The sequence below is a fragment of the Armatimonadota bacterium genome (assembly GCA_031459715.1).
Classification (GTDB): Bacteria; Sysuimicrobiota; Sysuimicrobiia; order Sysuimicrobiales; family Humicultoraceae; genus Humicultor; species Humicultor tengchongensis.
Map to the genome: position 1 here is coordinate 16,757 of JAVKIA010000011.1, position 26,657 is coordinate 43,413.

Annotated in this window: 27 protein-coding genes; 24 read left to right on the forward strand and 3 right to left on the reverse strand. The window is 65.9% G+C overall.

Translation table 11 applies throughout. The features are described 5' to 3' along the window. Window positions 1-200 precede the first annotated feature (200 nt). Window positions 201-1,541 (reverse strand): chromosomal replication initiator protein DnaA, encoded by a 1,341-nt coding sequence (dnaA, locus tag QN152_06015; protein ID MDR7539075.1) that lies wholly within the window; start codon window positions 1,539-1,541, stop codon window positions 201-203. Between the two features lie 80 nt (window positions 1,542-1,621). After that, window positions 1,622-2,407 carry an ATP-binding protein gene (locus QN152_06020; GenBank protein ID MDR7539076.1) on the reverse strand — a complete coding sequence of 262 codons (786 nt, stop codon included), beginning with the start codon at window positions 2,405-2,407 and terminating at the stop codon, window positions 1,622-1,624. A gap of 518 nt (window positions 2,408-2,925) precedes the next feature. Between QN152_06020 and rpmH the strand changes: the two genes are divergently transcribed. From rpmH to trxA, 17 genes are all read left to right on the forward strand, one after another. Then, window positions 2,926-3,060: a 50S ribosomal protein L34 gene (gene rpmH / locus QN152_06025; protein ID MDR7539077.1), complete on the forward strand. Its 135-nt coding sequence runs from the start codon at window positions 2,926-2,928 to the stop codon at window positions 3,058-3,060. 401 nt (window positions 3,061-3,461) lie between these two features. Beyond that, a complete protein-coding gene (gene yidD, locus QN152_06030) occupies window positions 3,462-3,689 on the forward strand; it encodes a membrane protein insertion efficiency factor YidD (protein MDR7539078.1) in 228 nt (75 codons plus the stop codon). Window positions 3,690-3,701: 12 nt separating this feature from the next. Further along, window positions 3,702-4,409: a YidC/Oxa1 family membrane protein insertase gene (locus QN152_06035; protein MDR7539079.1), complete on the forward strand. Its 708-nt coding sequence runs from the start codon at window positions 3,702-3,704 to the stop codon at window positions 4,407-4,409. 3 nt (window positions 4,410-4,412) lie between these two features. Further along, the gene (gene jag / locus QN152_06040; protein ID MDR7539080.1) at window positions 4,413-5,600 is read left to right on the forward strand and encodes an RNA-binding cell elongation regulator Jag/EloR; all 1,188 of its coding nucleotides are present in this window, start codon (window positions 4,413-4,415) and stop codon (window positions 5,598-5,600) included. Window positions 5,601-5,701: 101 nt separating this feature from the next. Beyond that, window positions 5,702-6,325, forward strand: a complete 624-nt coding sequence (rsmG, locus tag QN152_06045; GenBank protein ID MDR7539081.1) for a 16S rRNA (guanine(527)-N(7))-methyltransferase RsmG — start codon at window positions 5,702-5,704, stop codon at window positions 6,323-6,325. A 295-nt stretch (window positions 6,326-6,620) separates the two neighbouring features. Further along, window positions 6,621-7,415 carry a ParA family protein gene (locus tag QN152_06050; protein MDR7539082.1) on the forward strand — a complete coding sequence of 265 codons (795 nt, stop codon included), beginning with the start codon at window positions 6,621-6,623 and terminating at the stop codon, window positions 7,413-7,415. Beyond that, window positions 7,375-8,298, forward strand: a complete 924-nt coding sequence (locus QN152_06055; protein ID MDR7539083.1) for a ParB/RepB/Spo0J family partition protein — start codon at window positions 7,375-7,377, stop codon at window positions 8,296-8,298. The genes QN152_06050 and QN152_06055 overlap by 41 nt, the downstream gene beginning before the upstream one ends. A 9-nt stretch (window positions 8,299-8,307) precedes the next feature. Continuing rightward, window positions 8,308-8,886 carry an HDIG domain-containing protein gene (locus tag QN152_06060; GenBank protein MDR7539084.1) on the forward strand — a complete coding sequence of 193 codons (579 nt, stop codon included), beginning with the start codon at window positions 8,308-8,310 and terminating at the stop codon, window positions 8,884-8,886. A gap of 108 nt (window positions 8,887-8,994) precedes the next feature. Further along, a complete protein-coding gene (locus QN152_06065; GenBank protein ID MDR7539085.1) occupies window positions 8,995-9,477 on the forward strand; it encodes a DUF4446 family protein in 483 nt (160 codons plus the stop codon). 31 nt (window positions 9,478-9,508) lie between these two features. Beyond that, entirely contained in the window at window positions 9,509-10,192 is a 684-nt protein-coding gene (locus tag QN152_06070; protein ID MDR7539086.1) for a phosphoribosyltransferase family protein, read from the forward strand. 89 nt (window positions 10,193-10,281) lie between these two features. Continuing rightward, window positions 10,282-11,379: a glycine cleavage system aminomethyltransferase GcvT gene (gene gcvT, locus QN152_06075; protein MDR7539087.1), complete on the forward strand. Its 1,098-nt coding sequence runs from the start codon at window positions 10,282-10,284 to the stop codon at window positions 11,377-11,379. Between the two features lie 56 nt (window positions 11,380-11,435). Beyond that, a complete protein-coding gene (gene gcvH / locus QN152_06080; protein ID MDR7539088.1) occupies window positions 11,436-11,825 on the forward strand; it encodes a glycine cleavage system protein GcvH in 390 nt (129 codons plus the stop codon). 56 nt (window positions 11,826-11,881) lie between these two features. After that, on the forward strand, window positions 11,882-13,231 hold the full coding sequence (gcvPA, locus tag QN152_06085; GenBank protein ID MDR7539089.1) for an aminomethyl-transferring glycine dehydrogenase subunit GcvPA: 1,350 nt from the start codon (window positions 11,882-11,884) through the stop codon (window positions 13,229-13,231). Continuing rightward, window positions 13,231-14,709, forward strand: a complete 1,479-nt coding sequence (gene gcvPB / locus QN152_06090; GenBank protein ID MDR7539090.1) for an aminomethyl-transferring glycine dehydrogenase subunit GcvPB — start codon at window positions 13,231-13,233, stop codon at window positions 14,707-14,709. Before gcvPA ends, gcvPB begins: the two co-directional genes overlap by 1 nt. A 130-nt stretch (window positions 14,710-14,839) precedes the next feature. Next, window positions 14,840-15,466 carry a transcriptional repressor LexA gene (gene lexA, locus QN152_06095; protein ID MDR7539091.1) on the forward strand — a complete coding sequence of 209 codons (627 nt, stop codon included), beginning with the start codon at window positions 14,840-14,842 and terminating at the stop codon, window positions 15,464-15,466. 276 nt (window positions 15,467-15,742) lie between these two features. Beyond that, a complete protein-coding gene (locus QN152_06100) occupies window positions 15,743-16,345 on the forward strand; it encodes a tetratricopeptide repeat protein (GenBank protein ID MDR7539092.1) in 603 nt (200 codons plus the stop codon). Between the two features lie 136 nt (window positions 16,346-16,481). After that, window positions 16,482-16,820 carry a thioredoxin gene (trxA, locus tag QN152_06105; protein ID MDR7539093.1) on the forward strand — a complete coding sequence of 113 codons (339 nt, stop codon included), beginning with the start codon at window positions 16,482-16,484 and terminating at the stop codon, window positions 16,818-16,820. Here trxA and trxB read toward each other — a convergent pair. Continuing rightward, the gene (trxB, locus tag QN152_06110) at window positions 16,817-17,854 is read right to left on the reverse strand and encodes a thioredoxin-disulfide reductase (protein MDR7539094.1); all 1,038 of its coding nucleotides are present in this window, start codon (window positions 17,852-17,854) and stop codon (window positions 16,817-16,819) included. The genes trxA and trxB overlap by 4 nt on opposite strands. Window positions 17,855-18,044: 190 nt before the next feature. Between trxB and QN152_06115 the strand changes: the two genes are divergently transcribed. From QN152_06115 to QN152_06145, 7 genes are all read left to right on the forward strand, one after another. Further along, a complete protein-coding gene (locus QN152_06115; protein ID MDR7539095.1) occupies window positions 18,045-18,386 on the forward strand; it encodes a MerR family transcriptional regulator in 342 nt (113 codons plus the stop codon). A gap of 2 nt (window positions 18,387-18,388) precedes the next feature. Further along, the gene (locus QN152_06120) at window positions 18,389-18,832 is read left to right on the forward strand and encodes an Hsp20/alpha crystallin family protein (GenBank protein ID MDR7539096.1); all 444 of its coding nucleotides are present in this window, start codon (window positions 18,389-18,391) and stop codon (window positions 18,830-18,832) included. A gap of 2 nt (window positions 18,833-18,834) precedes the next feature. Beyond that, the gene (gene dnaK / locus QN152_06125; GenBank protein MDR7539097.1) at window positions 18,835-20,739 is read left to right on the forward strand and encodes a molecular chaperone DnaK; all 1,905 of its coding nucleotides are present in this window, start codon (window positions 18,835-18,837) and stop codon (window positions 20,737-20,739) included. Between the two features lie 23 nt (window positions 20,740-20,762). Beyond that, complete coding sequence (locus tag QN152_06130; protein MDR7539098.1) at window positions 20,763-21,383, forward strand: nucleotide exchange factor GrpE; 621 nt, start codon at window positions 20,763-20,765, stop codon at window positions 21,381-21,383. A gap of 24 nt (window positions 21,384-21,407) precedes the next feature. Continuing rightward, window positions 21,408-22,388 carry a DnaJ C-terminal domain-containing protein gene (locus tag QN152_06135; protein ID MDR7539099.1) on the forward strand — a complete coding sequence of 327 codons (981 nt, stop codon included), beginning with the start codon at window positions 21,408-21,410 and terminating at the stop codon, window positions 22,386-22,388. Between the two features lie 34 nt (window positions 22,389-22,422). After that, entirely contained in the window at window positions 22,423-25,044 is a 2,622-nt protein-coding gene (clpB, locus tag QN152_06140) for an ATP-dependent chaperone ClpB (GenBank protein ID MDR7539100.1), read from the forward strand. Window positions 25,045-25,115: 71 nt separating this feature from the next. Continuing rightward, window positions 25,116-26,618 (forward strand): fused MFS/spermidine synthase, encoded by a 1,503-nt coding sequence (locus QN152_06145; protein MDR7539101.1) that lies wholly within the window; start codon window positions 25,116-25,118, stop codon window positions 26,616-26,618. Window positions 26,619-26,657 lie beyond the last annotated feature (39 nt).

Genomic DNA, 26,657 nt, shown 5'->3' on the forward strand with positions numbered 1-26,657 from the left:
TGATGAACATTCCACCCTCTACTACGTTACTAGATATAAATTCATACTAATCATAGCTTGTGTGTACTTCTGTATAAAGTACCAAAAGCTACGTAGACCAAAGGGAGACAACGGCAAAGCAATGTGGATAATGTAGGGATAAGCTGAGAGGTTCTCAGTTGATTGCATATAGCGAGTCGTACCCCACCGAAAGAGTAGCCTTACGCACGCCGCAGCCGGTCGACAATCTCTTTAATCCTAACAGCTAGATGAGGGTCTTGTTGCAGGGCTTGGCGTACGCGGTCACAGGCGTGCATAACTGTGGTGTGATCACGCCCGCCAAACTCGCTTCCGATGTGGGGGAGAGAGGCATCGGTGAGCTCGCGTGCCAGATACATCGCTACTTGTCGCGGGAACGCTACGGCTTTGGTGCGACGCTTAGCGCGCATCTCCTCTATACGAATGTCGAAATGCTCGGCAACGATTTGCTGGATAGCGTGAATGGTGACGTACCTGCTTGCAGCCGGTGGAAGGAGTTCGCGGAGGACCTCTTCTGCCAGGGGCCTGGTGATGGCGGTGCGGGTAAGCGTGGCGTAGGCAACCACGCGGACCAGTGCCCCTTCGAGCTCGCGGATGTTAGTTTGGATCCGCTCCGCGATGAACTCAGCTACTTCGTCAGGAATATGGATCCCCTCGAGTTCGGCTTTCTTTCGCAGGATGGCGATGCGCGTTTCCAGGTCGGGGGGCTGGATGTCGGTGATGAGCCCCCAGCTGAAGCGCGAGCGGAGTCGCTCTTCCAGCGTAGGGATTTCCCTTGGGGGCTTGTCGCTGGTAATGATGATCTGCCGGCCAGACTCGTGGAGGGTGTTAAAGGTGTGGAAGAACTCCTCCTGCGTTCGCTCCTTCCCAGCCAGGAACTGGATATCGTCGATCAGCAGGACATCCACGGTGCGATACTTGTTTCGGAATTCTGGCATCCTGTCGTCCCGGATGGAGTTGATAAGCTCATTGGTGAACTTCTCGCCGCTCACGTAGACCACGTGGTACGGGGCCTCCAGCCCCAGCACGTGGTGCCCGATGGCCTGTAAGAGGTGAGTCTTGCCCAGGCCCACGCCGCCGTAGATGAAGAGCGGATTGTAGGCCCGGGCAGGCGCTTCGGCCACGGCGCGCGCGGCGGCGTGGGCGAAGCGGTTGCCGGTGCCTACGACGAACGTCTCGAAGCTGAACTTGGGGGAGAGGGTGAGGCCGTCTATGGTTCGCGGCGCGGTGGGCGGTCGCGAGATGGGCTGCTGGGCGTGGGGTGGGTCGGTAATAGAGAGGGCGATGGCCAGTTCGCGCCCCGCGATGGCCCGCAGTGCTCCGCGGATCAGATCCAGGTAGCGAGACTCCACCCACTCCTTGGCGAAGCGACTGGGCACAGCGAAGGTCAGGGTGTCGTCTCGCAGACTGACGGGCCGCATGACCTTGACGAAGGATTCCAGGCTGGGCTTGCTCAGCTGTCCCTCGATCCTCCGCACGGCTACCTGCCAGAGCTCGTGGGCTGAAGTGGTGTCGACCGACATGAGATCCTCCCGAGAGAAAGGTGCTGACCGTAGTTGCGCAGGAGTTTCCACTCCTTCCCGGGTGTGGGGTGGCATCTGCTTCAAGGGGCGAAAACCTCATCGAGATAGATGATGCCTTCCTCCGTCAGCGTGCGCTTGCCGCTTCCCTTGTCCTGCACCAGCTTCAGGTGTTCGAGGACCCGCAGGTCCCTATAGGCGGTGCTGTGGCTGATATCCAGCTCCTTGGCGATAGTTGTGGGCCCGGCTGCTCCCAGCTCTCCAATGAGGAGGAGGACCTTCTTCTGGCGAGGCGTGAGCTGCGGGCGCGGGTCGCGCCGGGGCGGAGAGTCTGCGCCTGGGGCAGGCGGGCGCGACAGGGAGAGGGTAATAACGGTCCCCCGGTCGAGATTGTCTTCGATGCCCAGTGTACCGCCGAGAAAGGCGAGCTGCTCTTTGGCCACCGGGAGGCCGGAGCCGACGCCGCGAATGTAGCGGCGCATTTCCCGCGTGGCGGTGGTGAAGCCCGGTTGCAGCGCGCGCTGCTTGTCGCGGATTCCCGGACCCTGATCGGAGATACGGATGGTGTTGCCGTCGTCGAGGATGGTGATCACGGCGTTGTGGAAGTAGGCGTGAATCAGGTTCTCCACGACTTCCCGAATGACGACGAAGGGGATGCGTCCTCCTCGCTCGTGGGAGTAGTTGTACGTCTGGGCGGCTAGCTCCCCGATCAGCGTCTCGAAGTCGTCTCCGCTGAGGGAGACGATGCGCGGAGCCGTGAGGGGAGAATCGTAAATGGCCAGACGGACCTCCGGCTCCTCAACAGCTGCGGGTGCGCCCTCCGCCTGGCGTTCCTCGATCAGCTTGCGGATGATCTCCCGGATCGGCATGGGGCTAGCCGCACAGTGTGCGTGATTTCATGCTCCGGCCAGAATTCCTACCCCACGGTGCCTGAGAGCCATCTTTCCATGACTGTCCCGCGCTGCGCAGGAGCCTTTCGCGTCTGTGGAAAAGGTGCGTTGAAGCATAGAAGGGGTTCTCCACTCACGTGAGGCGTTCCTGTTGCCCATCCATGCCAAATTTTCCGGCGAAGTCACCGGAATCGCTATCCACATCTGTGGATGGGGGTGTGGACAGCGGGGCCTGGAGCGACTTCCCGTGCCCTCCGGCATACGAATTGAGTTCTCTGGGAGTCGGTGTTTATGGCCTTCAGTGATAGAACCGGCCGGATCTGTGGAAATGTCCGCGGCTTATAAACACGTTGTCCACAGCGAGGAGCCTGGGCTCGCTTCGGCAGGGGACTGACCGGCGCGGGATTTCGGAGCGGTTGAATGCTTTTGGCGTCCTGTGCTATAGTCTAATGGCGCTTCGGGCCCGGTTTTTCTGGCAATGACTTGAGAGCGGTCCAATGAAGAGGACCTACCAGCCGAAAGTCCGACGTCGTCAGAGGACACACGGATTCCTGGCCCGGATGTGGTCCAGCGGGGGGCGCCGCGTGCTCAAGCGTCGAAGGGCGAAGGGGCGCCGGAGGGTGGCCGTCTAGCCGGATGGTACCGTGAGGGAATTCCGCCCCGGCGGAAGGCGAGCAGGCAGGAGTCTCACCAGAGGCGAGGAGTTCCGGACCGTTTACGCCGCCGGGAGGCGTCTGGCTTTCTCCGTGGCTACTATTTACGTCCTGCCCAGGCCGTCATCTGAGGCTCGTCTGGGCGTCTCTGTGGGGCGGAAGATCGGGGGAGCCGTGCAGCGGAATCGCCTTCGCCGGAGAATCCGGGAGGCTTTTGGTCGCGTAAGACCTCGTCTCTGGCAGGGGGTTGATATCGTTATTGTACCTCGGCCCTCGGCCGCCGACGTCCCCTTTAGCCGGCTGGTGTCCTCCATTTCGGCGGCGCTGGAAACGGCGGGGGTCTTGAGGGATCCGGTCGCAGGTGTCGATATCGTCTGCAGATGACTGGCGCCAGGGTTGCAAGGGCCATCCTACTTGCTGTGATCAGGGTCTACCAGGTGGCTGTATCGCCGTTCTTGGGACCAAGGTGCAGGTTCTACCCATCCTGCTCCGCATATGCCTTTGAGGCGATTCAGCGGTACGGGGCGGGCCGCGGAGCCGTCCTGGCGGTCCGCCGCATTCTTCGCTGTCATCCGTTGAACCCAGGCGGCTACGATCCCGTTCCCTAGGGAGAGCTCTCAATGCTCGGTCCGCTAAAGAACGTCCTTGGTGCCGTTTTGTTGATCCTGACTTCTTGGACCGGCAACATCGGTATCGGTGTGGTTCTCCTCACCGTGCTCATTCGGGTTGTCCTTCACCCCCTTACTCGGTGGAGTCTCAAGTCGATGAAGCGTATGCAGGCGCTGGCACCGCAGATCGAGGTTCTCCGGCGGAAGCACAAGGACAATCCTCAGCAGGCCAACATTGAGATTATGAACCTATACCGGAGCAGCGGGGTCAATCCATTTGGAGGGTGTCTTCCCACCATCGTCCAAATTCCTGTGCTAATTGCACTTTTCCAGGTGCTGAATGAGAAGGACAGATTTGCCGGGCAGGCCCTGTTCGGCCTTCCGCTGGATGCCAGGCCGAACAGCTTTGCGATCATCTCTCAGAATCCGCTTCTCATCCTGATCCCTGTTCTGGTGGGCGTGACGACCTACCTCCAGCAGAGGATGAGCGTGAGTGACCCCCAGCAGGCCAAGCTGTTTATATTCATGCCATTTCTCATCGCCTGGTTCAGCCTGAACTTTCCCGTAGGGCTTTCAGTGTACTGGATTGTGTCGACCGTCGTGTACCTTGTCGAGTACCTCCTTGTCGTGGGTCGCCCCGTTCGGCCATCCGCGGCGCCGGCAGGGTTGGAGGCATCGCGGAGAGCGAGAGTGCAGAGGTCGAGGAGGAGGAGTTCGTAGGCCATGAATGCCGGGTTGCGCGGCAGTGGCGCGGATCCAGCGCGCCTCAAGGTGAGCGTGGAGAAGGCCGGGAGGACTGTCGAAGAGGCTGTGGCGGCGGCGCTGGTCGAGATGGGTCTTCCACGCCAAGAGGTCGAAGTGGAGGTCCTGGACGAGGGGAGCCGAGGGATCTTGGGCATGGGGGCCCGTGAGGCCAGGGTTCGGGTTCGACGGCGCGGGGCAGGAGACGGCCCGGGCCCGGCAGTTCGCGAAGTCGCAGTGGAGATTATCCGCCTGATGGGGTTCGAGGCCGTCGTGACTACTTCGGCCGAGTCAGGAGTCGTGCGGGTAGCAGTCGACGGCGACGAACTTGCCGGCCTGATCGGCAAGCACGGGCAGACCCTGGCAGCCGTGGAGATCCTGGTCGCTGCAGTGGCGGCTCGCCGGCTTGGGATGCCGGTCCGGATTGAGATGGACGTCCTGGGCTACCGAGAACGTCGGATAGCCTCGCTTGAAGCCCTGGCGCGCAGGACGGCCGAGCGCGTGGCACGGATGCGCCGGGAGGTGTCGCTCAGCCCGATGAATTCCAGGGACAGGCGCGTCATTCACCTCGCCCTGCAGGACCATCCAGCTGTAATCACTGCCAGCCGCGGGGAAGGCGGGCTCCGGAGAGTCGTGGTGATGCCGCGAGGATCCGGGGATTCCCTGCAGGGCGGAAATGCCCGTGAAGAAGGTCGGCAGGCCGACGGGGCCGCCCGTCGGGGCAGAGAAGAGAGCTCGAGTCAGCGCCCCCAGGGGGTAGGCCCTGTGCCGGGCCGCGGGAATGAGCTGGCCTCGCGAGGGAACAATTTGAGAGTAAAGGGCTACTTCCGGCGCCGAACCCCAGGTGCCCGTCGGGGAAGGTCCCAGCTGGCCGAAGGCAACTCGATGAAGGTGTGGAGGTCCCCAGGAAAGAAGCCGTTCGGCCAGAGATCGGGTGGGACCCCTGCTCGGCCGGAGGGGCTCCCGGTGGACGAAGAACTTGAGGCTGAGATCCAAGCACACCTGGAGAGGATCGAACGGAGTCGGTCGGCTCACAGAGATTCCAGGACCGCGCCCTTGGATCGAGATGCCGATCTCGGAGAGCGACCGGACTCGACCACTCTCGAGGGGTCGGCAACCCCGGCCGATCCCAGGGAGCCCGGGGACTCCAGGCGACCGGCGGCCGAGTAGACACTGACGGTAAGACGGGGACTCACGCGCTTCCTCCCGCACTCCGATCCCTTCTTGCCGATGGCGCGGCCTCCATCGGGATCGAGCTCACCCCAGCCCAGATTGATGCCTTCGAGGCATATACCTCTGCGATTCGTCTTTGGGGTCGGCGCCTTGGCTTGACCCGGATCTTGTCGCCCGAGGATATTGTCAGGCTACACTTCCTGGATTCACTGTCCTGCCTGACGGTCATTCCCGACACCCCGGGGCTGGGAGTTGTTGACGTAGGCTCCGGTGCAGGGTTTCCAGGAGTGCCGATCGCCATTGCCAGGCCAGACATTCGTCTGACCCTCATCGAGGCTTCAGAAAAGCGGGTGGCATTTCTCGAGCTTCTGACCATGGAGCTGGGCCTGGACGCGGATGTTCTGCACGGACGGGCAGAGGAGATTTGCCGGCAGGCCGGTCACTATGAAGCCTACGATGTAGTCACCTCCAGGGCTGCCGCACCAATGAAGCGCCTGGCGGGGCTGTGCCTCCCCTTTCTCAGGGTCGGGGGTACTGCAGTCTTGCCGAAAGGTGCCAGGGGGGAGGGCGAGCTCCGGGAAGCTGTAGGCGCGATTTCTGCCTTCGGTGGGGAGGTTGCCGGCATTGAGCACGTGAGAATCCGGGGTTTGGAGGGCACAAGGAGAGTCATCGTAGTTCTCAGGAAAGTGCGATCTGCCCCTCTTTCTTACCCTCATAGGTAGGATGTGGCGGGCAACGAGGTGTGGCCGGTTCGGCCAGCTTGGCTGGGCTGGTGTCGCTGGGTGGCCCAGCCTGCCAATATTTCACGTGGAATAGGGCGGAGCGTTTCCTGCACAGCCGGCTGCCTAAGGGCATGGGCTCTCCGGTCCCAGATGTCCTCCTCGGGCTCGGCTGTCTGTGCTCTCGCCCCACAAAAGTCGCCCTCCGATGCCGAAAATGTGAAGGAGAGAGGGCATTGCCGACGAAGTCAGCAAGGAAAGCCCGGCTACCAGCCCGGTTCGTCGGCAGTATCGCGCCGTGCATCGGACCATCGCTATTGTCAATCAGAAGGGCGGCGTCGGGAAGTCAACCACAGCCGTCAACCTGGGGGCTAGCCTTGCTGTCCTCGGGACCTCTGTCCTCGTTTGCGACCTGGATCCCCAGGCTAACGCTACGAGTGGACTTGGCACTCCCAAGCCTTCAGCTGCGACATCCACATACGGCGTGATCATCGAGGGGAGGCCCCTCCAGGCCTGCGTGGTGTCAACTGCGATTCCCGGGCTCTCGCTTTTGCCCTCCAGCTCGCATCTCTCTGGGGCTGAGGTGGAATTGGTCTCAATGGTGTCCAGGGAGTCGAGGCTCCGGCAGGCCCTCCAGGATGGTGCGGCAAGCTACGAGGTCGTGCTGCTGGATTGCCCGCCGTCTCTGGGGCTTCTGACCGTAAATGCCCTGACGGCGGCAACTGAGGTGCTTATTCCGATACAATGTGAGTACTACGCTCTCGAGGGATTGAGCCAGCTTCTCGAGTCGATAACGCTCGTGCAGCGGTATCTCAACCCTGCGCTCGAGGTCGGCGGCGTCCTGCTGACCATGTTCGATGCCCGTACCCGTCTCTCTGAGCAAGTTGCCGCCGAGGTCCGGCGTTTCTTCAAGGACAAGGTGTACAAAACTGTCATTCCGCGGAGCATCCGACTGGCGGAAGCGCCAAGTTACGGAATGCCCATGATCCTATTCGATCCGTCCTCGCGCGGAGCGGACGCGTACGTGAACCTTGCGAAGGAGGTCGTGACGCGTGGAAGAGACGCGGCCACACTGGCCGGCCATGTCGGCTGATGCCCGCAGGCGCGGGCTGGGGCGTGGTCTGGGAGCCTTGCTTGGCCGAGAGGCTTTCGACGAGGGTCTTGTACGGGACCTTTCAGTCCACGAGATTCGCCCCAGCCGGCTGCAGCCCCGTAGTCAGGTGTCTCCCGAGGATGTTGAGGAACTGGCGGCATCCATCGTGGATCGCGGCGTACTGCAGCCGATCGTCGTCCGCCCTGCCGATGACGGCTACGAACTGGTGGCTGGCGAGCGCAGGTGGCGCGCGGCGATGGCGGCGGGCCTCCAGGTTGTGCCTGCAATCGTCAGGAACCTATCCGATCAGGATGCGCTCGAGGTAGCCCTTCTCGAGAACATTCAACGGGAAGACCTGCGTCCCATGGAGAAAGCGAGGGCCTACCGTCGGCTTCAGCAGGAATTCGGCATGACCCAGGACCAGATCGCCGCTCGTCTGCGGAAGAGCCAGGCCGCGATCGCGAATACCTTGCGACTCCTGCAGCTCCCTGAAGAGGTGCAGAAAAGTCTCGACGAAGGGCGGATCACGGAGGGGCACGCACGGGCGCTGCTGGCCTTGGCGGCTCCCCAGGCGGTGAAGGACGTGTGCCTAGAGGTCGAGCGGCGGAAACTCTCTGTCCGGCAGACCGAGCAACTCGTGCGCCGTTGGAATATTTCACGTGGAATCCGGCGACACCCCCGCGTGGTGGATCCCAATGTTGCCGCGGTCGAAGCCGAACTCTCCGCAGGTCTCCAGACAAAAGTGGCCATCCGACAGGGGAGGCGTCGCGGCCACGTCCTCATCGAGTTCTATTCCCCGGCCGATCTCGACAGGATCGTCTCGATACTGCTGGCTGTCACCAGAGGCGCGGATGTGCGGGAGCGAACGCCCGAAGACAGTTGACTAGTACTCATGGACCGAGCTCAGGCGTGGAACCTGGTGTGTGAGTGGATTAGCAACCCTAACCTCCGCAAGCACCTCTTGTCTGTGGAGGCGGCGATGCGGGCCTACGCACAGCGGTTCGGGGAGGACCCGGAGTTGTGGGGAGTCGTCGCCCTCTTGCACGACTTGGACTACGAGCGGTTTCCCTCCGCCGAGGCTGGCCATCCATTCCGTGGGGTGGAGGCTCTTGAAGCAATGGGGGTTTCCCCGGTGATTACGCGGGCCATCCTCTCCCATGCTGACTACTCAGGCGTAGCCAGGAGTTCGAGATTGGAGAAGGCGCTCTTTGCCTGCGACGAGCTTACGGGCTTCATCATAGCGGTGGCGCTGGTAAAGCCCGGACGCTCGCTCGCGGAGGTCGATGTCCGGTCCGTGCAGCGGAAGATGAAGGACAAGGCTTTCGCGAGGGCGGTCAGCCGCGACGACATTATCCGGGGCGCGGAGGAGCTGGGCGTACCGTTGGCGGAGCACATCGAGACTGTCCTGAGGGCGATGCAGCGGATCGCGGGCGACCTTGGCCTTGGCGGGGAGCTGCGACCTGGACACTGATAGCGTGGGGGAAACACGCGCAAGCCGCAGGGAGTTGTCGCGGCGCAGGATGTCGGTCCCTGGTTGTGGAAGACGGTAGTGAGTACCGCAGTGGTTCACAGAGGGTAGATGCCGGCCTTCAGCAGCGTCGACACGCTGGGCGTGCTTGTGGTGGCCGGGTATCTAATACTGTCGGCCGGTGTGGTCATCCTGGGCGTCTGCGTCGCACGTCTGTCGCGGGTGGTCCGCTCGGTTGGCGCCTCGCAGAGCGCAGCGGAGGGCGCGGCACTCCGCGGTAGTGTGCGCGCGATCTCCGGCCAGGTCAAGCGCCTTGAGTCCCAACTGTCGGAAGTCCAGAAGCTCCTCCAGTCCTGCGTCCGCCATGTAGGTGTCGTCCGGTACGATGCCTTCCGGGACATGGGCGGGCACATGAGCTTCAGCCTGGCATTACTTGACGACGATCGGAATGGGATTGTTCTCACTGTTCTTAACGGGCGGGACGGGAGCCGCGGGTACGCCAAGGCCGTCCAGCGCGGGAAGTCGAGTTCCCCGCTGTCGGAGGAGGAGCAGGAGGCCATGGCGCAGGCCCTCAATCTTGCATGCGCCGGGTAGTGGTACCGGAGCGACCCCGCAGAGGGGGCCGATGATCTTTCGAAACCGGGTGGAGGCAGGGCGGCAGCTCGGCAATGCCTTGCTGCCGTTCCGGGGAGAGCGTACCTACGTGCTCGCTATCCCCAGGGGTGGCGTGGTTGTTGGGGCTATTGTAGCGAAGATGCTGGACGCCCCTCTGGACGTTATCGTGCCACGCAAGCTGCGGTCTCCATACAATCCGGAGCTGGCGATCGGCGCCGTCGCGCATGACGGGACAGTCTATCTGGACGTAGGCCTGGGCGAGAGCCTTGGCGTCGATGATGCTTACCTGCAGGAAGAGGTGCAGTACCAGCGCCAAGAGATAGCCCGGAGGCTGACGATATACCGCGGGGGCGACGAATACCCTCCAATGCAGCAGTGGACAGCACTGGTCGTGGACGATGGAATCGCCACTGGGTCGACGATGATCGCTGCTCTGCGTGCTGTACGGCGGATGGCATACCGGCAGGTGGTCGCCGCCATTCCAGTGGCGCCGGCGGAGGGGCTGCAGCGGCTGCGCGCAGAGGCGGATCACGTGGTCTGCCTCCATGCGCCAGCGATCTTCTACGCGGTGGGCCAGTTCTACGAGGACTTCTCGCAGACCACTGACGAGGAGGTTGTAGCGCTACTTCGGGAAGCCCGGGAGCGGATGCGGCGGGCATCCGCGCCAGGACCCTCCGAAAGTGCATCGCGTTAAGGCATGCGGGCCCGGGTGGGTGCGGTTCCGGGCCCCGGGATCCTGTGACAGCAGCATTGGCACCCGCGGAGAGCCATAGCGTGACGAGAATCCATCCTGAGGGTCTCAAGCGTACACCACTGTATCCGGCCCACCTTCGGCTCGGAGCGCGGATGGTCCCATTTGCAGGATGGGAGATGCCTGTGCAGTACTCCGGGATAATTCAGGAGCACCGGGCAGTGCGTTCCCGCGTTGGGCTCTTTGACGTCTCCCACATGGGGGAGATCCTTGTGGAGGGTCCGGGCGCACTGCCGTTGCTGCAGCGGTTGGTCACCAACGATGTCGCGCAGCTTGCGGTAGGCCGCGGCCTTTACACGCCCATGTGCTATCCCCACGGGGGCATCGTGGATGACCTGACCGTTTTCCGGGTGGCCCCGATCCGTTACCTGCTGGTGGTGAACGCGGCGACAACGGCGAAGGATCTGGCGTGGCTTGAAGAACACCGGGGGGAGGTAACGGTGCGTGATATTTCGCGGGAAATGGCGCTGTTGGCGCTGCAGGGGCCGGCAGCGGCGCGGGTGCTGGGTGCGCTGACAACCGCACCGGTCGCAGAGATGCACCCGTTTGATGTCCTTCCTCAAGCCGAAGTAGCGGGGCGACGGGTCTTTCTCTCTCGCACAGGGTACACCGGCGAGGACGGCTTCGAGATCGGCCCTGCCTGGGATGATGCGTCCCACGTTTGGCACGCGTTGCTCGATGCAGGCGGCGTCGCCGGCTTGGTGCCTGTTGGCTTGGGTGCGCGCGATACCTTGCGGCTTGAAGCCGGATACATGCTGTATGGCAGCGACATCGACGAGACCACCTCGCCGCTGGAGGCCCCGCTGGGGTGGACGGTGAAGTGGGATAAGGGGGACTTCATTGGTCGGGAGGCGCTCATCTCCCAGCGGGAGAGAGGACCCGAGCGCAGGCTGGTGGGCCTGACGGTCGAGGGCCGGGCGGTGGCGCGGCCGGGGTGTGTGATCCTTCACGATGGGCAGCCGGTGGGCAGGGTGACGAGCGGGACATTCAGTCCGACGCTGCGGGTGAGCATTGCTCTGGGATACATCCTACGGCCCCTGGCGGCTCGGGGAACGGTAGTGTCGGTGGAGATCCGCGGGCGCAGGGTGCCGGCGCGCGTGACGCGGCTACCGTTCTACCGGGCTGGATAGGGGTGCAGTGGGGCAAGGGATATTCCGGCTGCGGCCTGCGAGGTAGGGGGAGGCGGATGTACCCTGAACAGCTGCGCTATACACGTGAGCACGAATGGGCGAAAATTGAGGACGGGAAGGTCCGCGTGGGTATCACCCAGTTTGCTGCGGAGAGGTTGAGCGACGTGGTCTTCGTTGAGCTGCCGAAGCCAGGTACGGTGCTCAGGCAGTTCCAGCCCTTTGGCGTGATCGAATCGGTGAAGGCCGTGTCCGATCTGTACGCGCCGGTTTCCGGTACCGTTGTCGAGGTGAACGCGGCCCTGGCAGACCGGCCGGAGCTGGTGAATCAGGACCCGTACGGGGAGGGCTGGATGTTGATCGTAGAGCCGGCCGACCTCACTGAGCTAGATCGGCTGTTGACCGCGCACGACTACCGGCAACTGATCGGCGACGGCCGGGATAGCTAGCGGAAGTACAGGATTACAGGAGTCCTTTAGTGGAGCGACCAGCGCCGAGGGAGTGGATTCCTCACCGGTACATTCCTCTCACCCCCGGGGATCGTGCGCACATGCTGCAGGCTATCGGCGTTGAGGGTGTGGATGACCTCTTCCGCGATATCCCACAGAGCGTCCGGCTCCTCCGTGACCTGAACCTGCCGCCGGCTCCCAGCGACGCCGAGTTGCTGCGGGAGCTGCGTACCATGAGCCAGGGCAATGCCGACGCCGACCGGTACCCTTGCTTTCTGGGTGCCGGAGCCTACGATCACTTCATTCCCAGCGTGGTCTGGCACCTGGCGGGGCGGGCGGAATTCTACACCGCCTATACGCCTTATCAGGCGGAGATGATGCAGGGGGAGCTTCAGGCGACCTACGAGTACCAGAGCATGCTCTGCGCGCTGACTGGCATGGAGGTGGCCAACGCCTCCATGTATGACGGGGCGAGCGCCACGGCCGAGGCGACGGTTATGGCCCGGGACCTGACGCGGCGGGACCAAGTCCTGGTCTCCGCGGCCGTACACCCGGAGTATCGTCAGGTCATCCGGACTTACACACGGCATCTCGGCATGCGGGTTGTGGACCTCCCTTACCGGCATGGGATAACTCCCCTGGATGCCGTGAGCGATGCGCTCTCAGGCCAGACGGCGGCGCTGGTCGTCCAGCATCCCAACTTCTTCGGTGCGTTGGAGCACGTCCAGGACCTGGCCCAAGTGGCACACGGGGCGGGGGCTCTGCTCATCGTGTCGGTAGCTGACCCGGTTGCCTACGGGCTGCTCAAGCCCCCGGGTGCGCAGGGCGCTGATATTGTGGCCGGGGAGGGGCAACCGCTGGGTAACCCGCTGAATTTCGGCGGGCCGTACCTCGGGATGCTCGCTACGCGCCAGGCCTTTGTCCGGCGCATGCCCGGGCGGTTGGTTGGGCAGACTGTCGACACGCAGGGGCGGCGCGGATTCGTGCTTACGCTGCAGACCCGTGAACAGCACATCCGCCGCGAGCGGGCCACCAGCAACATCTGCACCAACGAGGCGCTCAACGCCCTGGCCGCGGCGATCTACATGGCGGCCCTCGGCAAGACGGGCATGCGTCAGGTGGCCGAGGTCTGCGTGCGCAAGGCTGACTACGCGCGCAGGTGCATCAGCCGGATCCCCGGATTCGACGTGGCCTTCCCTGTTCCCACCTTTCACGAGTTCGTCGTCCGTTGCCCGCTGCCGCCGGAGGAGATCAATCACCGGCTGCTGGCCAAGGGGATCCTCGGGGGGCTTCCCCTCCGCCGCTTCTACCCGGAGCTTGGCGACAGCTGGCTGGTCTGCGTGACCGAGAGCCGGACCCGTGAAGACATCGACCGTCTGGCGGCCGTCCTGGAGGAGATGGTCTAGTGGCTAAGGGTGATTTTCCCTTGCTCGTAGAGCGGGGAGCGCCGGGGCGGGTGGGCGCGGCAATTCCGCGGAGTGACGTCCCGGAGGTGCCGCTGGAAGAGGTCCTTCCCCCGGAGCAGCTGCGTGCTGCGGGCCCTCCTCTGCCTGAGGTGAGCGAGCCGGATCTGGTACGCCACTACACCCAACTCTCCCGGCGCAACTACGCCGTGGACGTCGGCTTCTACCCGCTGGGCTCCTGCACGATGAAGTACAACCCGAAAGTAAATGAGGACGCGGCCCGCCTTCCCGGATTTGCCCGGCTGCACCCCTATGTGCCAGATGAGCTCGCCCAGGGCGCGCTGCGGCTGCTCAGCGAGCTGGAGGAGATGCTGGTGGAAATCTGCGGCATGGATGCGGTGACGTTTCAGCCTGCCGCAGGTGCGCATGGGGAGCTCACCGCCTTGTTGATGGTCCGCGCCCACTTCGCCGACCGGGGCGAGTCGCGCACGCGGGTAATCGTGCCGGACTCCGCCCACGGGACCAACCCCGCCTCGGCCGCCATGTGCGGCTATGAGGTCGTGCAGGTGAGAAGTGATGCCCGCGGCAACATGGATGTGGAGGAGCTCCGGCAGGTGGCAGATGAGCGGGTCGCGGCTCTGATGCTGACCAACCCCAACACCCTGGGTCTGTTTGAGGAGCACATCACCGAGGTTGAGGAGATCATCCACGGCTGTGGAGCGCAGATGTATCTGGATGGGGCCAACTTCAATGCGGTCCTGGGTATCTCCCGCCCCGGCGACCAGGGTTTTGATGTCATGCACCTGAACCTGCACAAGACCTTCAGCACGCCGCACGGCGGTGGCGGCCCTGGGGCTGGACCGGTGGCGGTGAAGGCCCACCTGGCGCCCTACCTGCCGGTGCCAGTGGTAGTTCGGGAGGGAGACCGCTTCCGCCTGGATTACGACCGTCCCCGGTCCATCGGTAAGGTCCGCAGCTTCTACGGCAACTTCGGCGTGCTGGTCCGCGCATACACCTACATTCGCACCTTTGGACCCCTCTTGCGCCAGATCGCCGAGGCTGCCGTGCTCAATGCCAACTACCTGCTTTCACTGCTGCGGCCCGCCTTTGACATCCCCTACGACCGGCCCTGCATGCATGAATTCGTTCTGGCGGGGACCCGCCAGAGGCGGGAGTTTGGCGTGACCACCAGGGACATCGCCAAGCGGTTGATGGACTACGGCTACCACGCCCCCACCATCTACTTCCCCCTGATCGTGGACGAGGCAATGATGATCGAGCCCACCGAGACGGAGAGCCGGGAAACCATTGAAGCCTTTGCCCGCGCCCTGCTGGCGATCGCGGAGGAGTGCCGCACCGCCCCCGAGGTGGTTCGGTCGGCCCCGCACACCACGGTGGTCTCCCGGCTGGACGAAGTGAGGGCCGCTCGCAGGCCCGATCTGCACTGGCCTCTAGAGGGCGCAGAGGCTGCGCCTTTCTGAGAGAACCTGCGAAAGCACGAGATCACCCGCGTCCCGTCCCCTCCAGCCTCGGGTATCGTACATATGTTCGCCCATTCTGAGCTTGCAAGCCGAACTTATGTTCGCTATAAAGAGCGCGATGAAGGAACGCATGGCCCGGCCACTCACCCCCCGGCAACGGCAGATCCTGGAGTGCCTGGCGGTCGCCATCCGCCGCTTCGGGATCGTCCCCTCGGTGCGTGAGATCGGGCAGGCCGTTGGGCTGCGTTCGCCGTCTACGGTGCACCAGCATCTGGATGCGCTGGAGCGCAAGGGCTACATCAAGCGTCACGGCGAACGTATGCGCGTGCTGCAGATCACTGAGCGCAGCGTCCTGCCGGACGGCGAGGAGGTCGTGTCGCTCCCTCTGGTCGGCAGGGTTTCGGCCGGCCTGCCCATCCTCGCCGAGGAACACGTCGAGGACATGATCCCCGTGCCCCGGCGCATGGTGGGCTGGCAGGACGAGTGCTTCCTTCTCACGGTGCGCGGCGACAGCATGGTCGGTGCGGGCATCATGCACGGGGATCTGGTGGTGGTGCGTTGCCAGCCTGCAGCGGAGCCCGGCGACATTGTGGTCGCCCTCTACGGGGAGGAGGCCACAGTCAAGCGTCTGCGCCTGGATAACGGCAGACCCGTGCTGGCACCGGAGAACCCGGCCTTCCCGGTCCTCCGTGGCGAGTTCGAGGTCATCGGCAAGGTCGTGGGGCTCTTGCGCAGCTACAGGCAGGTGCATGGATGATCGCACCCTGGCCTTCTGCCCCGCACTTGATCCTGCCGCCTCCACGACGGGGAGTCGTCCGGCGGTCGTCGCGCCCGCGGTGCGCAGAGGAGTGGAGGAAAACGGCCTCTCTCGCCTGGGCGCTCTTTGTGGATGACCGTAGGGCTATCAGCCTCAAATGGGGCCTGTTGCTCCTCCTGCTGGTTGCCGGGGCGCTGGCAGAGATGCCGTTCTAAGCTCCCTGCCGGCGGTGTCCGGTCCCCCCTATGTCCCCAAGGGGCGCTGCGGGGCGGAGCTGTGCCCGTCTCTCTCCGCTGCCCGCATCGGGCCCCCCAGGAGGCCCGGGGGCGGCCGGCGAAACCTGCGGCCGTGGACGAGGCGCAGGCACGTCTCCACCTGGAGCGCGGCGAGGAGCTCCTGCAGCGAGGGGAGTGGAAGGCTGCAGAGCAGGCCCTCCGGGAGGCTGTCGCCCTGCACCCGGCATCCGCCCTCGCCTGGAGCAAGCTGGGCGTGGCGCTGGCCAGGCAGGGACGGTACGCGGAGGCAGAGGAGGTCCTGCTGCGCGCCGTCCAGCTCGATCCCCGCTGTGCTCCGGCCCACAACAACCTGGGTAACGTCTACCGCGAACAGGGACGGCGCGAGGATGCGCTGCGCGCCTACCGCCAGGCGATCGCAGCGGATCCAGACTACTGGGTGGCGCACCAGAATCTGGGTGCGCTGTACAAGGAGATGGGTCGGCTGGGTGAGGCCGTGGCTGAATTCCGCACAGCCACGCGCCTGTCCGTGCGCGGGCCCCGTGGCCAGCGGCGCGGCTGCCTGGGGCCCTTCATCCTGGGTGTAGGAGGCGTACTGGTCGTAGCGCTGCTGGGCGCGTCCTGGCTGGCGCGGCATATGCCCTGAGCCGGCTGCAGGAGCGCCTCGAGGGTGGGCGCGTCCGAACTCGAGGGTGGGCGCGCCCGAAATAGGGTGGCTGCTGCCGGCGTTAGGGAGTATAGTGTGGGGAGATTCCAGAGACGGCAAGGAGGATCGCGTTCGAATGTCTCAGCCTGTGCATGTGACGGAGCAGTCCTTCGAGCGAGAGGTCTTGCAGGCGGAGATTCCGGTGCTGGTGGATTTCTGGGCGGAGTGGTGCGCCCCATGTCGGATGATTGCGCCCATCGTTGAGGAGCTGGCCCGGGAGTACGAAGGGCGGCTGAAGGTGGCCAAGGTGGACGTCGACGACAATCAGACTCTGGCCATGAAGTTCAACATCATGAGCATTCCCACGCTGGGAATCTTCAAGCGGGGGCAGCTGGTGGAGAGAATCGTGGGCTATATGCCCAGGGCTGAGCTGAAGCGGCGCGTGGACGCTGCCCTGGGCGCCAGCGTGCGTTAGCAGCCGGCCTCAGGGGCGGGGGGAGTCTTCGCCTTTTCCCCCGTCCCTGTGCGGGCCTCGGCCCTCCCCCGGGTCTCCTCCCCCCGCAGCCAGCGCTCCGCTTCGATGGCGGCCATGCAGCCGAAGGCCGCAGCGGTGAGGGCCTGGCGGTAGGTGTGGTCGTGCACCTCGCCGGCGACGAAGACTCCCTCCACACTGGACATCATCCCGCGGGTGCGCAGCAGGTACCCCTGCTCATCCATGGCCAGCTGCCCTTTGAAGATCTCCGTGTTCGGCCTGTGCCCGATGGCAATGAAGACGCCGTCGGTGCGGCGCTCGCTGAGCTCCCCGGTGATGCGGTTGCGCAGGCGCACCGCCGTCACCCTGTCGTTGCCCAGGATATCGGCGACCTCAGTGTTCCAGATAAAGGCGATCTTGGGGTGATGGAAGGCCCGGTCCTGCATGATCTTGCTGGCCCGCAGCTGGTCCCGCCGGTGGACCACCGTCACCGAGCGGGCCAGGTTGGCCAGGTAGAGCGCCTCCTCCATGGCACTGTCGCCGCCGCCCACCACCATGACGTCCTGCTTGCGGAAGAAGAACCCGTCGCAGGTGGCGCACGTGGAGACCCCCCGGCCGAGGAAGCGCTCCTCCGCCGGGAGGCCCAGCATTTTCGGCCGGGCCCCGGTGGCCACGATGAGCGCGCGGGCGCGCACTTCCTGGCCGCTCTGAGTGCGGATGCGGAAGGGACGGCGGGAGAGGTCCACCTCCACGGCGTCTTCACTGATGAACTCTGCGCCCACGCGGTGCGCCTGTGCACGCATGGCCTGCATCAGGTCGGGGCCCATGATCCCTTCGGGGAAGCCGGGGAAGTTCTCCACCAGGGTGGTCAACATAAGCTGCCCCCCTGCCTCCGCGCCCTCGATGACCAGCGGCGCCAGGTTCGCCCGGGCGGCGTAGATGGCCGCGGTCAAACCGGCGCAGGCCCCGCCCAGGATGACCAGATGGCGCTCTCCGGAGGCCTCCGCGGGCCCAAGCTGTTCGCGTGCACGGCTCATGGATCTCTTCATCCCCTCCTGCTCAATCCAACTGCCTAGCGTACCCCACTCTCCACCCTGAGGCAACGGAGGGCAAGGCCCTCGCAGCTATATTACAATATCGTTGTCAGCTCTCTTGACAATAATGATGTCAGGTACTTATACTTCCAGGGCGGAGGCGTCGCCAAGGGACGCCCCCGGGGATTGTGGCGTGAGGGACCGGGGGGATCGACCGCTCTACGTCATCAGCATCGCAGCGGACCTGGCGGGGGTGCACCCCCGGACGCTGCGCATCTACGAGGAGAAGGGGCTGCTCTCCCCGGTGCGGCGGAACCGCATCCGCCTCTATGCCGACCGGGACATCGAGCGGGTGCGGCTGATCCGCTACCTGACCCAGGAGCTGGGGGTGAACCTGGCGGGGGTCAAGCTGCTGCTGGAAGTCTATGAGCAGCGCGAGGAAGGTCGCAGCGGCGACGCGCGCTGGAGCATCATGCGAAGATCGGTCCGGCTGCGGCATGGCGATGAGGACCTGGAACGGAAAGGAGGCAGGTAGCGATGAGCATCAGGCGGTGGGATCCATTTGACGAACTGGCGTCTCTGCGCGAGTCCATGGAACGGCTCTTCGACGAGTTCTTCACCCGGCGACCAGGTCGGGCCCTGGCGCCTACCGTGTGGGAGCCGGCGGTGGAGCTCTTTGAGACCGAGGACGACGTAGTTTTCCGGGCAGAAATGCCGGGCATCGACCCCAAGAGCGTGGACGTCACGGTTTCGGAGGACACGCTGGCGGTGAAGGGCGAGGCCCGCGCGGAGCATGAGCAGAAGGGGCGCAGTTACTACCGGAGGGAGCTGCGCTACGGCGCCTTCGAGCGCACCGTGACCCTGCCCGTCTCGGTGCAGTCGGACCAGGCCAAAGCCACCTTCAAGAACGGCATCCTGGAGATCCGCATGCCCAAGGCGGAGCGGGCAAAGGCCAAGACCATCAAGGTGGAGGTTGAGTAGTCGTGGGACGGGTCGTGGGTATTGACCTGGGAACCACCAACTCCGTCATCGCCACCATGGTGGGCGGTGAGGTGCAGGTGATCCCCAACGCGGAGGGCAGCCGTCTCACGCCCTCCGTGGTCGGCTTCACCAAGACGGGGGAGCGGCTGGTCGGGCAGATGGCCAAGCGCCAGGCCGTGCTCAACCCGGAGAACACCATCTACTCCATCAAACGCTTCATGGGCCGGCGCTTCAGCGAGGTGGAGACCGAGCGGCGCATGGTGCCCTACAAGGTGGAGGAGGGTAGCAACGGGATGGCCGTGGCCCGAATCCCCGCGGCCGGCAAGACCTTTACCCCCGAGGAGATCTCCGCCATGATCCTGCAGAAGCTGAAGACGGACGCGGAGGCCTACCTGGGGGAGAAGATCACCGAGGCGGTGATCACGGTTCCGGCCTATTTCAACGACGCGCAGCGCACCGCCACCAAGAACGCCGGGGAGATCGCCGGCCTCAAGGTGCTGCGCATCATCAACGAGCCCACCGCCTCGGCCCTGGCCTATGGCCTGGATAAGAAGGGCGCAGAGACCGTGCTGGTCTTTGACCTGGGCGGGGGCACTTTCGACGTGACCATCCTGGAGATCGGCGAGGGCGTCTTCGAGGTGAAGGCCACCAGCGGCGACACGCACCTGGGCGGCGACGACTGGGACGAGCGCATCGTCAACTGGCTGGCCGATGAGTTCCGCAAGGAGCAGGGGATCGACCTGCGCAAGGACCGCCAGGCGCTGCAGCGGCTGCGCGAGGCGGCGGAGCGGGCCAAGGTGGAGCTCTCCACCGTGGTGCAGACCACCATCAACCTGCCCTTTATCACCGCCGACGCCACCGGCCCCAAGCACCTGGACTACGTGCTCACCCGGGCCAAGCTCGAGGAGCTGACCGCCGACCTGGTGGAGCGGTGCATCGGGCCGCTGAAGCAGGCCCTCAGCGACGCCAAGATGACCGAGCGAGACCTGGACGAGGTCATCCTGGTGGGCGGCGCCACCCGTATGCCCATGATCCAGGAACTGGTACGGCGGCTCACCGGGAAGGAGCCCAACAAGGAGGTCCACCCCGACGAGGTGGTGGCCGTGGGGGCGGCGATCCAGGCGGGCGTGCTGGCCGGGCAGGTGCGCGATGTGGTCCTGCTGGACGTCACCCCGCTGTCGCTGGGCGTGGAGACCCTGGGCGGCGTGATGACCGTCCTGGTGCCGCGCAACACCACCATCCCCACCCGCAAGAGCGAGGTCTTCACCACGGCGCAGGACGGTCAGACGCAGGTGGAGGTGCACGTCCTGCAGGGGGAGCGGCCCATGGCCCGTGACAACCGAACCCTGGGGCGCTTCATCCTGGACGGCATCCCCCCGGCGCCCCGCGGCGTGCCGCAGATCGAGGTGACCTTCGACATCGACGCCAACGGCATCCTCAACGTGGCGGCGCGGGACCGCGCCACCGGTCGGGAGCAGTCCATCAAGATCACCGGGACCTCCACCCTGGCCAAGGACGAGGTGGAGAGGATGGTCAAGGAGGCGGAGCGCTTTGCCGAGGAGGACCGACGCAAGCGCGAGGCCGCCGAGATCCGGAACCGCGGCGACAGCGTGGCCTACCAGACGGAGCGGATGCTCAAGGAGGTGGGGCAGAAGGTCTCCGCCGACGAGCGGCAGCGCGTGGAGGCGGCGCTGAAGGAGCTGCGGGAGGCTCTGGGCACTGAGGACACTGAGCGCATCCGCCGGGCGACCGACGCGCTGCAGCAGGCCTCCTACAAGCTGGCCGAGGAGATGTACAAGGCCACAGCCGGCACTCCGGCCGGCTCGGGGAGCTCTCCCGGCGCCGGCGGCGAGACCAAGCCCGGCGACGACGTCATCGACGCCGAGTACCGGCGGACGGATAGCTAGCCGCCGGCCGTTGAGGTAAAGAGATGACCGAGCGCAAAGCCAGGCCCGTCAACGGCGAGGCGGAGGAGCCGCTGGCCGTGGGTACGCCTGAGGTCCCCCAGGCGCCGGCCGGGGAAGCAGGCCAGGCGGCGCCAGCCGGCGGGGAGGAAGTGGCAGGGACCGCCGTCCCCACCGTGGAGGAGCTGACGGCGGAGCTGGCGCGGTATAAGGCGGAGGCGGAGCAGCACTGGCAGCAGTTTCTTCACGCCGCCGCCGACCTGGAGAACTACAAGAAGCAGGCGGCCCGGGCGCGGGAGGAAGCGGTGGAGCGGACCCGCCGCGCCATGCTGGCCGTGATCCTCTCGGTGGTGGACAACATCGAGCGGGCGCTGGAGTACAGCGGGCAGAGCGACGCTGCGGCTTCCATCGTTGAGGGGATCCGGATGACGCACCGCCAGGTGCTCGAGCTGCTGGCGAACATGGGGGTGCGGCCGTTCGAGACGGTGGGGAAGCCGTTCGACGCCCGCTACCACGACGCGGTGGAAGTGGTGTCCGCCTCCGCCGAGCACCCCAGCGGGACGGTGGTGGCGGAGGTGCAGCGCGGCTACCTCATCGGCGACGAGGTCTTGCGGCCCGCTCGCGTGCGGGTGGCGCGGGAGGGGTAACCGGAGCCGCCGGGGCTGGTGGGGATGGAGTTCAAGGACTACTACCGGATCCTGGGCGTGGAGCCCACGGCGGACGCCAAGACTATCAGCCGGGCCTACAAGCGCCTCGCCCGCCAGTACCACCCCGACGTGAACAAGGCAGCCGGAGCGGAGGAGCGGTTTAAGGAGATCAACGAGGCCTACCAGGTGCTGGGCGACGCGCAGAAGCGAGCGCGTTACGACCAGATCTACGAGGCCTACCGCCGCGGCGGAGTGCACTGGCAGGAGCTCTTTCGTGGCGTCCCCGGCGGGTGGGCGCAGGCGCCCGGGGGATTCACCGTCACCATCGAGGAAGGAAACCTGGAGGATTTGCTCGGGTTCAGCGACTTCTTCCGCCAGTTCTTCGGTGGAGGCGCGGTCTCCGCCGCGCGAGGGCGGGGCAGCCGGGGCGGTCCAGTCGGCGTGGAGGAGTTGCTGCGGCAGGCGGCCGGCAGCTCCAGGACCGAGCCGGCGGCTGAAGCGTCGCTGGAGATCTCCCTGGAAGAGGCCTTCCGCGGCGCGCAGAAATCGGTAACGCTGCGGCTGGACGGGAGGTCCCGGCGGCTTGACGTCACCATTCCCAGAGGCATCCGCAGCGGGCAGAAGATCCGCCTGCCGGGCGCCCTGGACGGCAGCGACGTCTACCTCACGGTGACCGTGCGCCCGCACGCGCTATTTGTGCGGCAGGGAGATGACGTGCAGGTGGAGGTGCCGGTGGCGCTGACCGAGGCGCTGCTCGGTGCGGAGATAGAGGTGCCCACGCTGGAAGGGAAGGTCTCCATGAAGATCCCAGCGGAGACGCAGAACGGGCAAACCTTCCGCCTGCGCGGCCTGGGCATGCCCCGGCCGGGGGGAGGTCGGGGCGACCAATTGGTCCGGGTGAAAGTGGTCCTGCCCGTTCGCCTGAGCGAGCAGGAGCGGCGGGTCTTCGAGGAGATGCGACAGCGCCGCCGGGAGAATCCCCGGGAGTCCCTGGGGCTGAAGTAGCCTGGCGGGGCGAAGGAGCTGGACGGCCATGGCCATGCGTTTTGACCGGTTGACGGAGAAGGCGCAGGAGGCGCTGCTGGCGGCGCAGGAGCAGGCGCGGGCCCGGGGGCACCAGCAGGTGGATGTGGAGCACGTGCTCCTGGCGCTGCTGGACCAGCCCGAGGGCGTCGTCCCTCGCGTGATCGCCCGCCTGGGGACGGATCCTCGCATCCTGCGCACCCGGCTGGACGCGGAGCTGGAGCGGCGGCCCCGGGTCGTCGGCGCACCGGCCGGGGAAGGGCTGTTCATCACCCCTCGGCTGCAGCGGGTCCTGCACGGCGCGCAGGAGGAGGCCCAGAGGCTCAGCGATGAGTACGTGAGCACCGAGCATCTCCTCCTAGCGGCGGTGCGGGAGGAGGGCGACGCTGCGGCCCGCACCCTGCGCGAGGCGGGGGTTACCTCTGAGGGGATCTACCGCGTGCTGCAGGAGGTGCGGGGGCACCAGCGGGTCACCGACCCCAACCCCGAGTCCAAGTACCAGGTGCTGGAGCGGTACGGGCGGGAGCTGACCGCGCTGGCGGCCCAGGGCAAGCTGGACCCGGTGATCGGGCGGGACGACGAGATCCGCCGCGTCATCCAGGTGCTCTCCCGGCGGACGAAGAACAACCCTGTCCTCATCGGCGACCCCGGGGTGGGCAAGACAGCCATCGTCGAGGGGCTGGCGCAGCGCATCGTGCGCAAGGACGTCCCCGAGGGGCTGAAGGACAAACGCATCTTCCAGCTGGACATGGGCGCGCTGCTGGCGGGGACCAAGTACCGGGGGGAGTTCGAGGATCGGCTGAAGGCGGTGCTCAAGGAGATCGCCGAGTCCCAGGGGGGCATCATCCTCTTCATTGACGAGCTGCACACCGTGGTGGGGGCCGGCGCCGCCGAGGGGGCCATCGACGCGGCCAACATGCTCAAACCCATGCTGGCCCGGGGGGAGCTGCACACCATCGGGGCCACCACCCTGGACGAGTACCGCAAGCACGTGGAGAAGGACGCCGCTCTGGAACGGCGTTTCCAGCCCGTGTTCGTGGACGAGCCCTCGGTGGAGGACACCATCTCCATCCTCCGCGGCCTGAAGGAGCGCTACGAAGTGCACCACGGGGTGCGCATCACCGACGCGGCGGTCATCGCCGCAGCCACCCTCTCGCACCGCTACATCACCGAGCGCTTCCTACCCGACAAGGCCATCGACCTCATTGACGAGGCGGCGGCACGCCTACGCACGGAGATCGACAGCAAGCCGGCGGAGCTGGACGAGGTAGACCGGCGGATCATGCAGCTGGAGATCGAGCGCGAGGCCTTGCGCCGCGAGTCCGATGCCAGCAGCCGGGAGCGTCTGGAGCGCCTGGAGGAGGAGCTGGCGGAGCTGCGCCGCCAGTCCGAGGAGCTGCGCGCGCAGTGGGAGGAGGAGAAGCGGGCGATTCAGGCCATCCGGGAGACCAAGCAGCGGATCGAGGAGGCCCGCCGGCAGATCGAGGATGCCGAGCGCAAGGCCGATCTGGAAGCGGCGGCGCGGCTGCGCTACGGGACCGTGCCCGACCTGCAGAAGCAGCTGGCCGCTCAGGAGGCCAAGCTGCGGGAGATCCAGCAGGGACGGCGGCTTCTCAAAGAGGAGGTGGAGCCGGAGGACATCGCCGAGGTCGTCTCCCGCTGGACGGGGATCCCGGTGACCCGGCTGATGGAAGGTGAGATGGCCAAGCTGCTCCACCTGGAGGAGCGGCTGCACCAGCGCATCATCGGCCAGGATGAGGCGGTGCAGGCGGTTGCCGACGCCATCCGCCGGGCCCGCGCCGGCCTCAAGGACCCGCGCCGGCCCATCGGCTCCTTCCTCTTCCTGGGCCCCACCGGGGTGGGCAAGACGGAGCTGGCGCGTGCGCTGGCCGCCCTGCTCTTCGACGACGAGGAGGCCATGGTCCGCTTGGACATGTCGGAGTACCAGGAGCGGCACACCGTCAGCCGGCTGATCGGCGCTCCCCCGGGCTACGTGGGCTACGAGGAGGGCGGACAGCTCACCGAGGCGGTGCGCCGCCGCCCCTACCGCGTGGTCCTCTTCGACGAGGTGGAAAAGGCGCATACCGACGTTTTCAACGTCCTCCTGCAAATTATGGAGGACGGACGCCTGACCGACGGCCACGGCCGCACCGTGGACTTTAAGAACACCGTGGTCATCATGACCAGCAACATCGGCGGCCGCTACCTGCAGCGGCTGGAGCCCGGGCAGGAGGCGCAGTTCCAGATGGCTCGCATCCAGGTGCTGGACGACGTGCGCAAGGCCTTCCGCCCGGAGTTCCTCAACCGCATCGACGAGATCATCGTCTTCCGCCCCCTGGGCCTGGAGGAGCTGCGGCAGATCGTGGACCTGCAGCTGGGCGACCTGCGGCGGCGGCTGGCCGCGGAGAAGATCGGCCTGGAGGTGACCGCCGCGGCCCGGGACTACCTGGCGCGCGAGGGCTACAACCCCGACTTCGGCGCCCGCCCGCTGCGCCGGCTGATCCAGCGGGCGGTGGAGAATGCCCTGGCCAGGCGCATCCTGGCCGGCGAGCTGCGCGAAGGGGACCTGGCCGTGGTAGACTTCCAGCGAGGCGAGCTGATCATCGAACGGCGCACGCCGGTGGGCGCCGAGGCGTAACGCAGGCTAGGATCCCCGAGGCCTCCTGCCGAGTTCCTGACGCGCACCCCCGCGGGTGGAGGAGGCGCATTGTGCTGGAAGTGATCGTCTTCACAAGCGGCGGTGTGCTCCTGGCGCTGGAGATCGTGGCCAGCCGGGTCCTGGCTCCGTTCTTCGGGAACTCCGTGTACGTCTGGGGCAGCCTGATCGGTGTCTTCCTGGCGGGGCTCAGCCTGGGCTACCTGGTGGGCGGCCGGGTGGCCGACTACCGGCCGTCGCCCGCCCTTTTCAGCGCCCTGGTCTTCCTGGCCGGCGCGCTGACCTTTCCTATTCCCCTTCTCTCCCGCCAGGTGATGCAGGCGCTGGTGCTGGCGGATGCGGGTCCGCGGGCCGGCCCGCTGGCAGCGGCGACCATCCTCTTCTTCCTGCCCACCGTGGTAATGGGGATGGTCTCCCCCTTCGCCGTCCGCCTGCGGGCGCGCACTGTGAGTACGGTGGGCAACGTGGCTGGTGTGCTGTACGCCCTCTCCACACTGGGTTCCATCAGCGGCGCGCTGGTCGCCGCCTTCGTCCTCCTCAATGCCTTCGGCGTGCGCAGCATCATCCACGGTCTGGGGGTGGCTATGATGGTCCTGGCCGCCGCCGGGCTCCTGGTGGCGCGGCGCCGTCCGGCGGCGGCCGCGGCCGGGCTGGCGGTGGTGCTGGCCACGGCGGGCGCGGCGGCCGCGTGGGCCGACCCGGGGGCACCGGTGGTTTTCGAGCGCGACACCGTCTACCACAGAATCAGCGTCTCCGACGAAGGGGGCGTCCGTTACCTGCGGCTGGACAACTACTGGCAGAGTGCCCTCGACCTGGAGAATCCGGAGCGGGAGGTCTTCCAGTACAGCACCTACATGCACCTGCCCGTGGCCCTCATGCCGCGGGCCCTGGAGCATGGCCGGGTGCGCGTGGCCATGATCGGGCTGGGCGGCGGAACGGTTCCGCGCCGCTACCTGCGCGAGTACCCCTGGGTGGAGGTGGACGTGGCGGAGCTGGATCCCGCTGTGGTGGAGACAGCGCGACGCTGGTTTGGGCTGCCGGCCAGCCGCCGGCTGCGGGTGGTGGCGGAGGACGGCCGGATCTTCCTGCTGCGCTCCCCGCAGCGCTTCCACATCATCCTGCTGGATGCCTACCTGATCGACACCATCCCCTTCCACCTGGCGACGCGCGAGTTCTTCGAGCTGGCCGCGACGCGGCTGGCGCCCGGCGGTGTCGTAGCCAGCAACGTGATCGGGGCGCTGGAGGGCGGGAGCAGTCGGCTCTTCCGGGCGATCTACAAGACCTTTCGCGCTGTCTTCCCCACCGTGTACGTCTTTCCGGTGGGGTACGGCGGCCTTGGCAGCCCGGAGCTCCTGCGCAACATCATTATCGTCGGGACCGCGGAACCGCCGCTGTCCCCGCAGCAGGTCCTGGGGCGGGCCAGGGTGGTGTCTGCGCACGTGGAAGGACTGGCGGAGGCGGCGGCGGCCCTCTACACGGCTCCGATCCGCACCGACGACGTGCCGCTGCTCACCGACGACTTCGCGCCGGTGGACGCTCTGGTCTCGGGGCGGTAGCCTGGCGCACCCGTCGGCCTCCAGATGCTGGGGGTTATG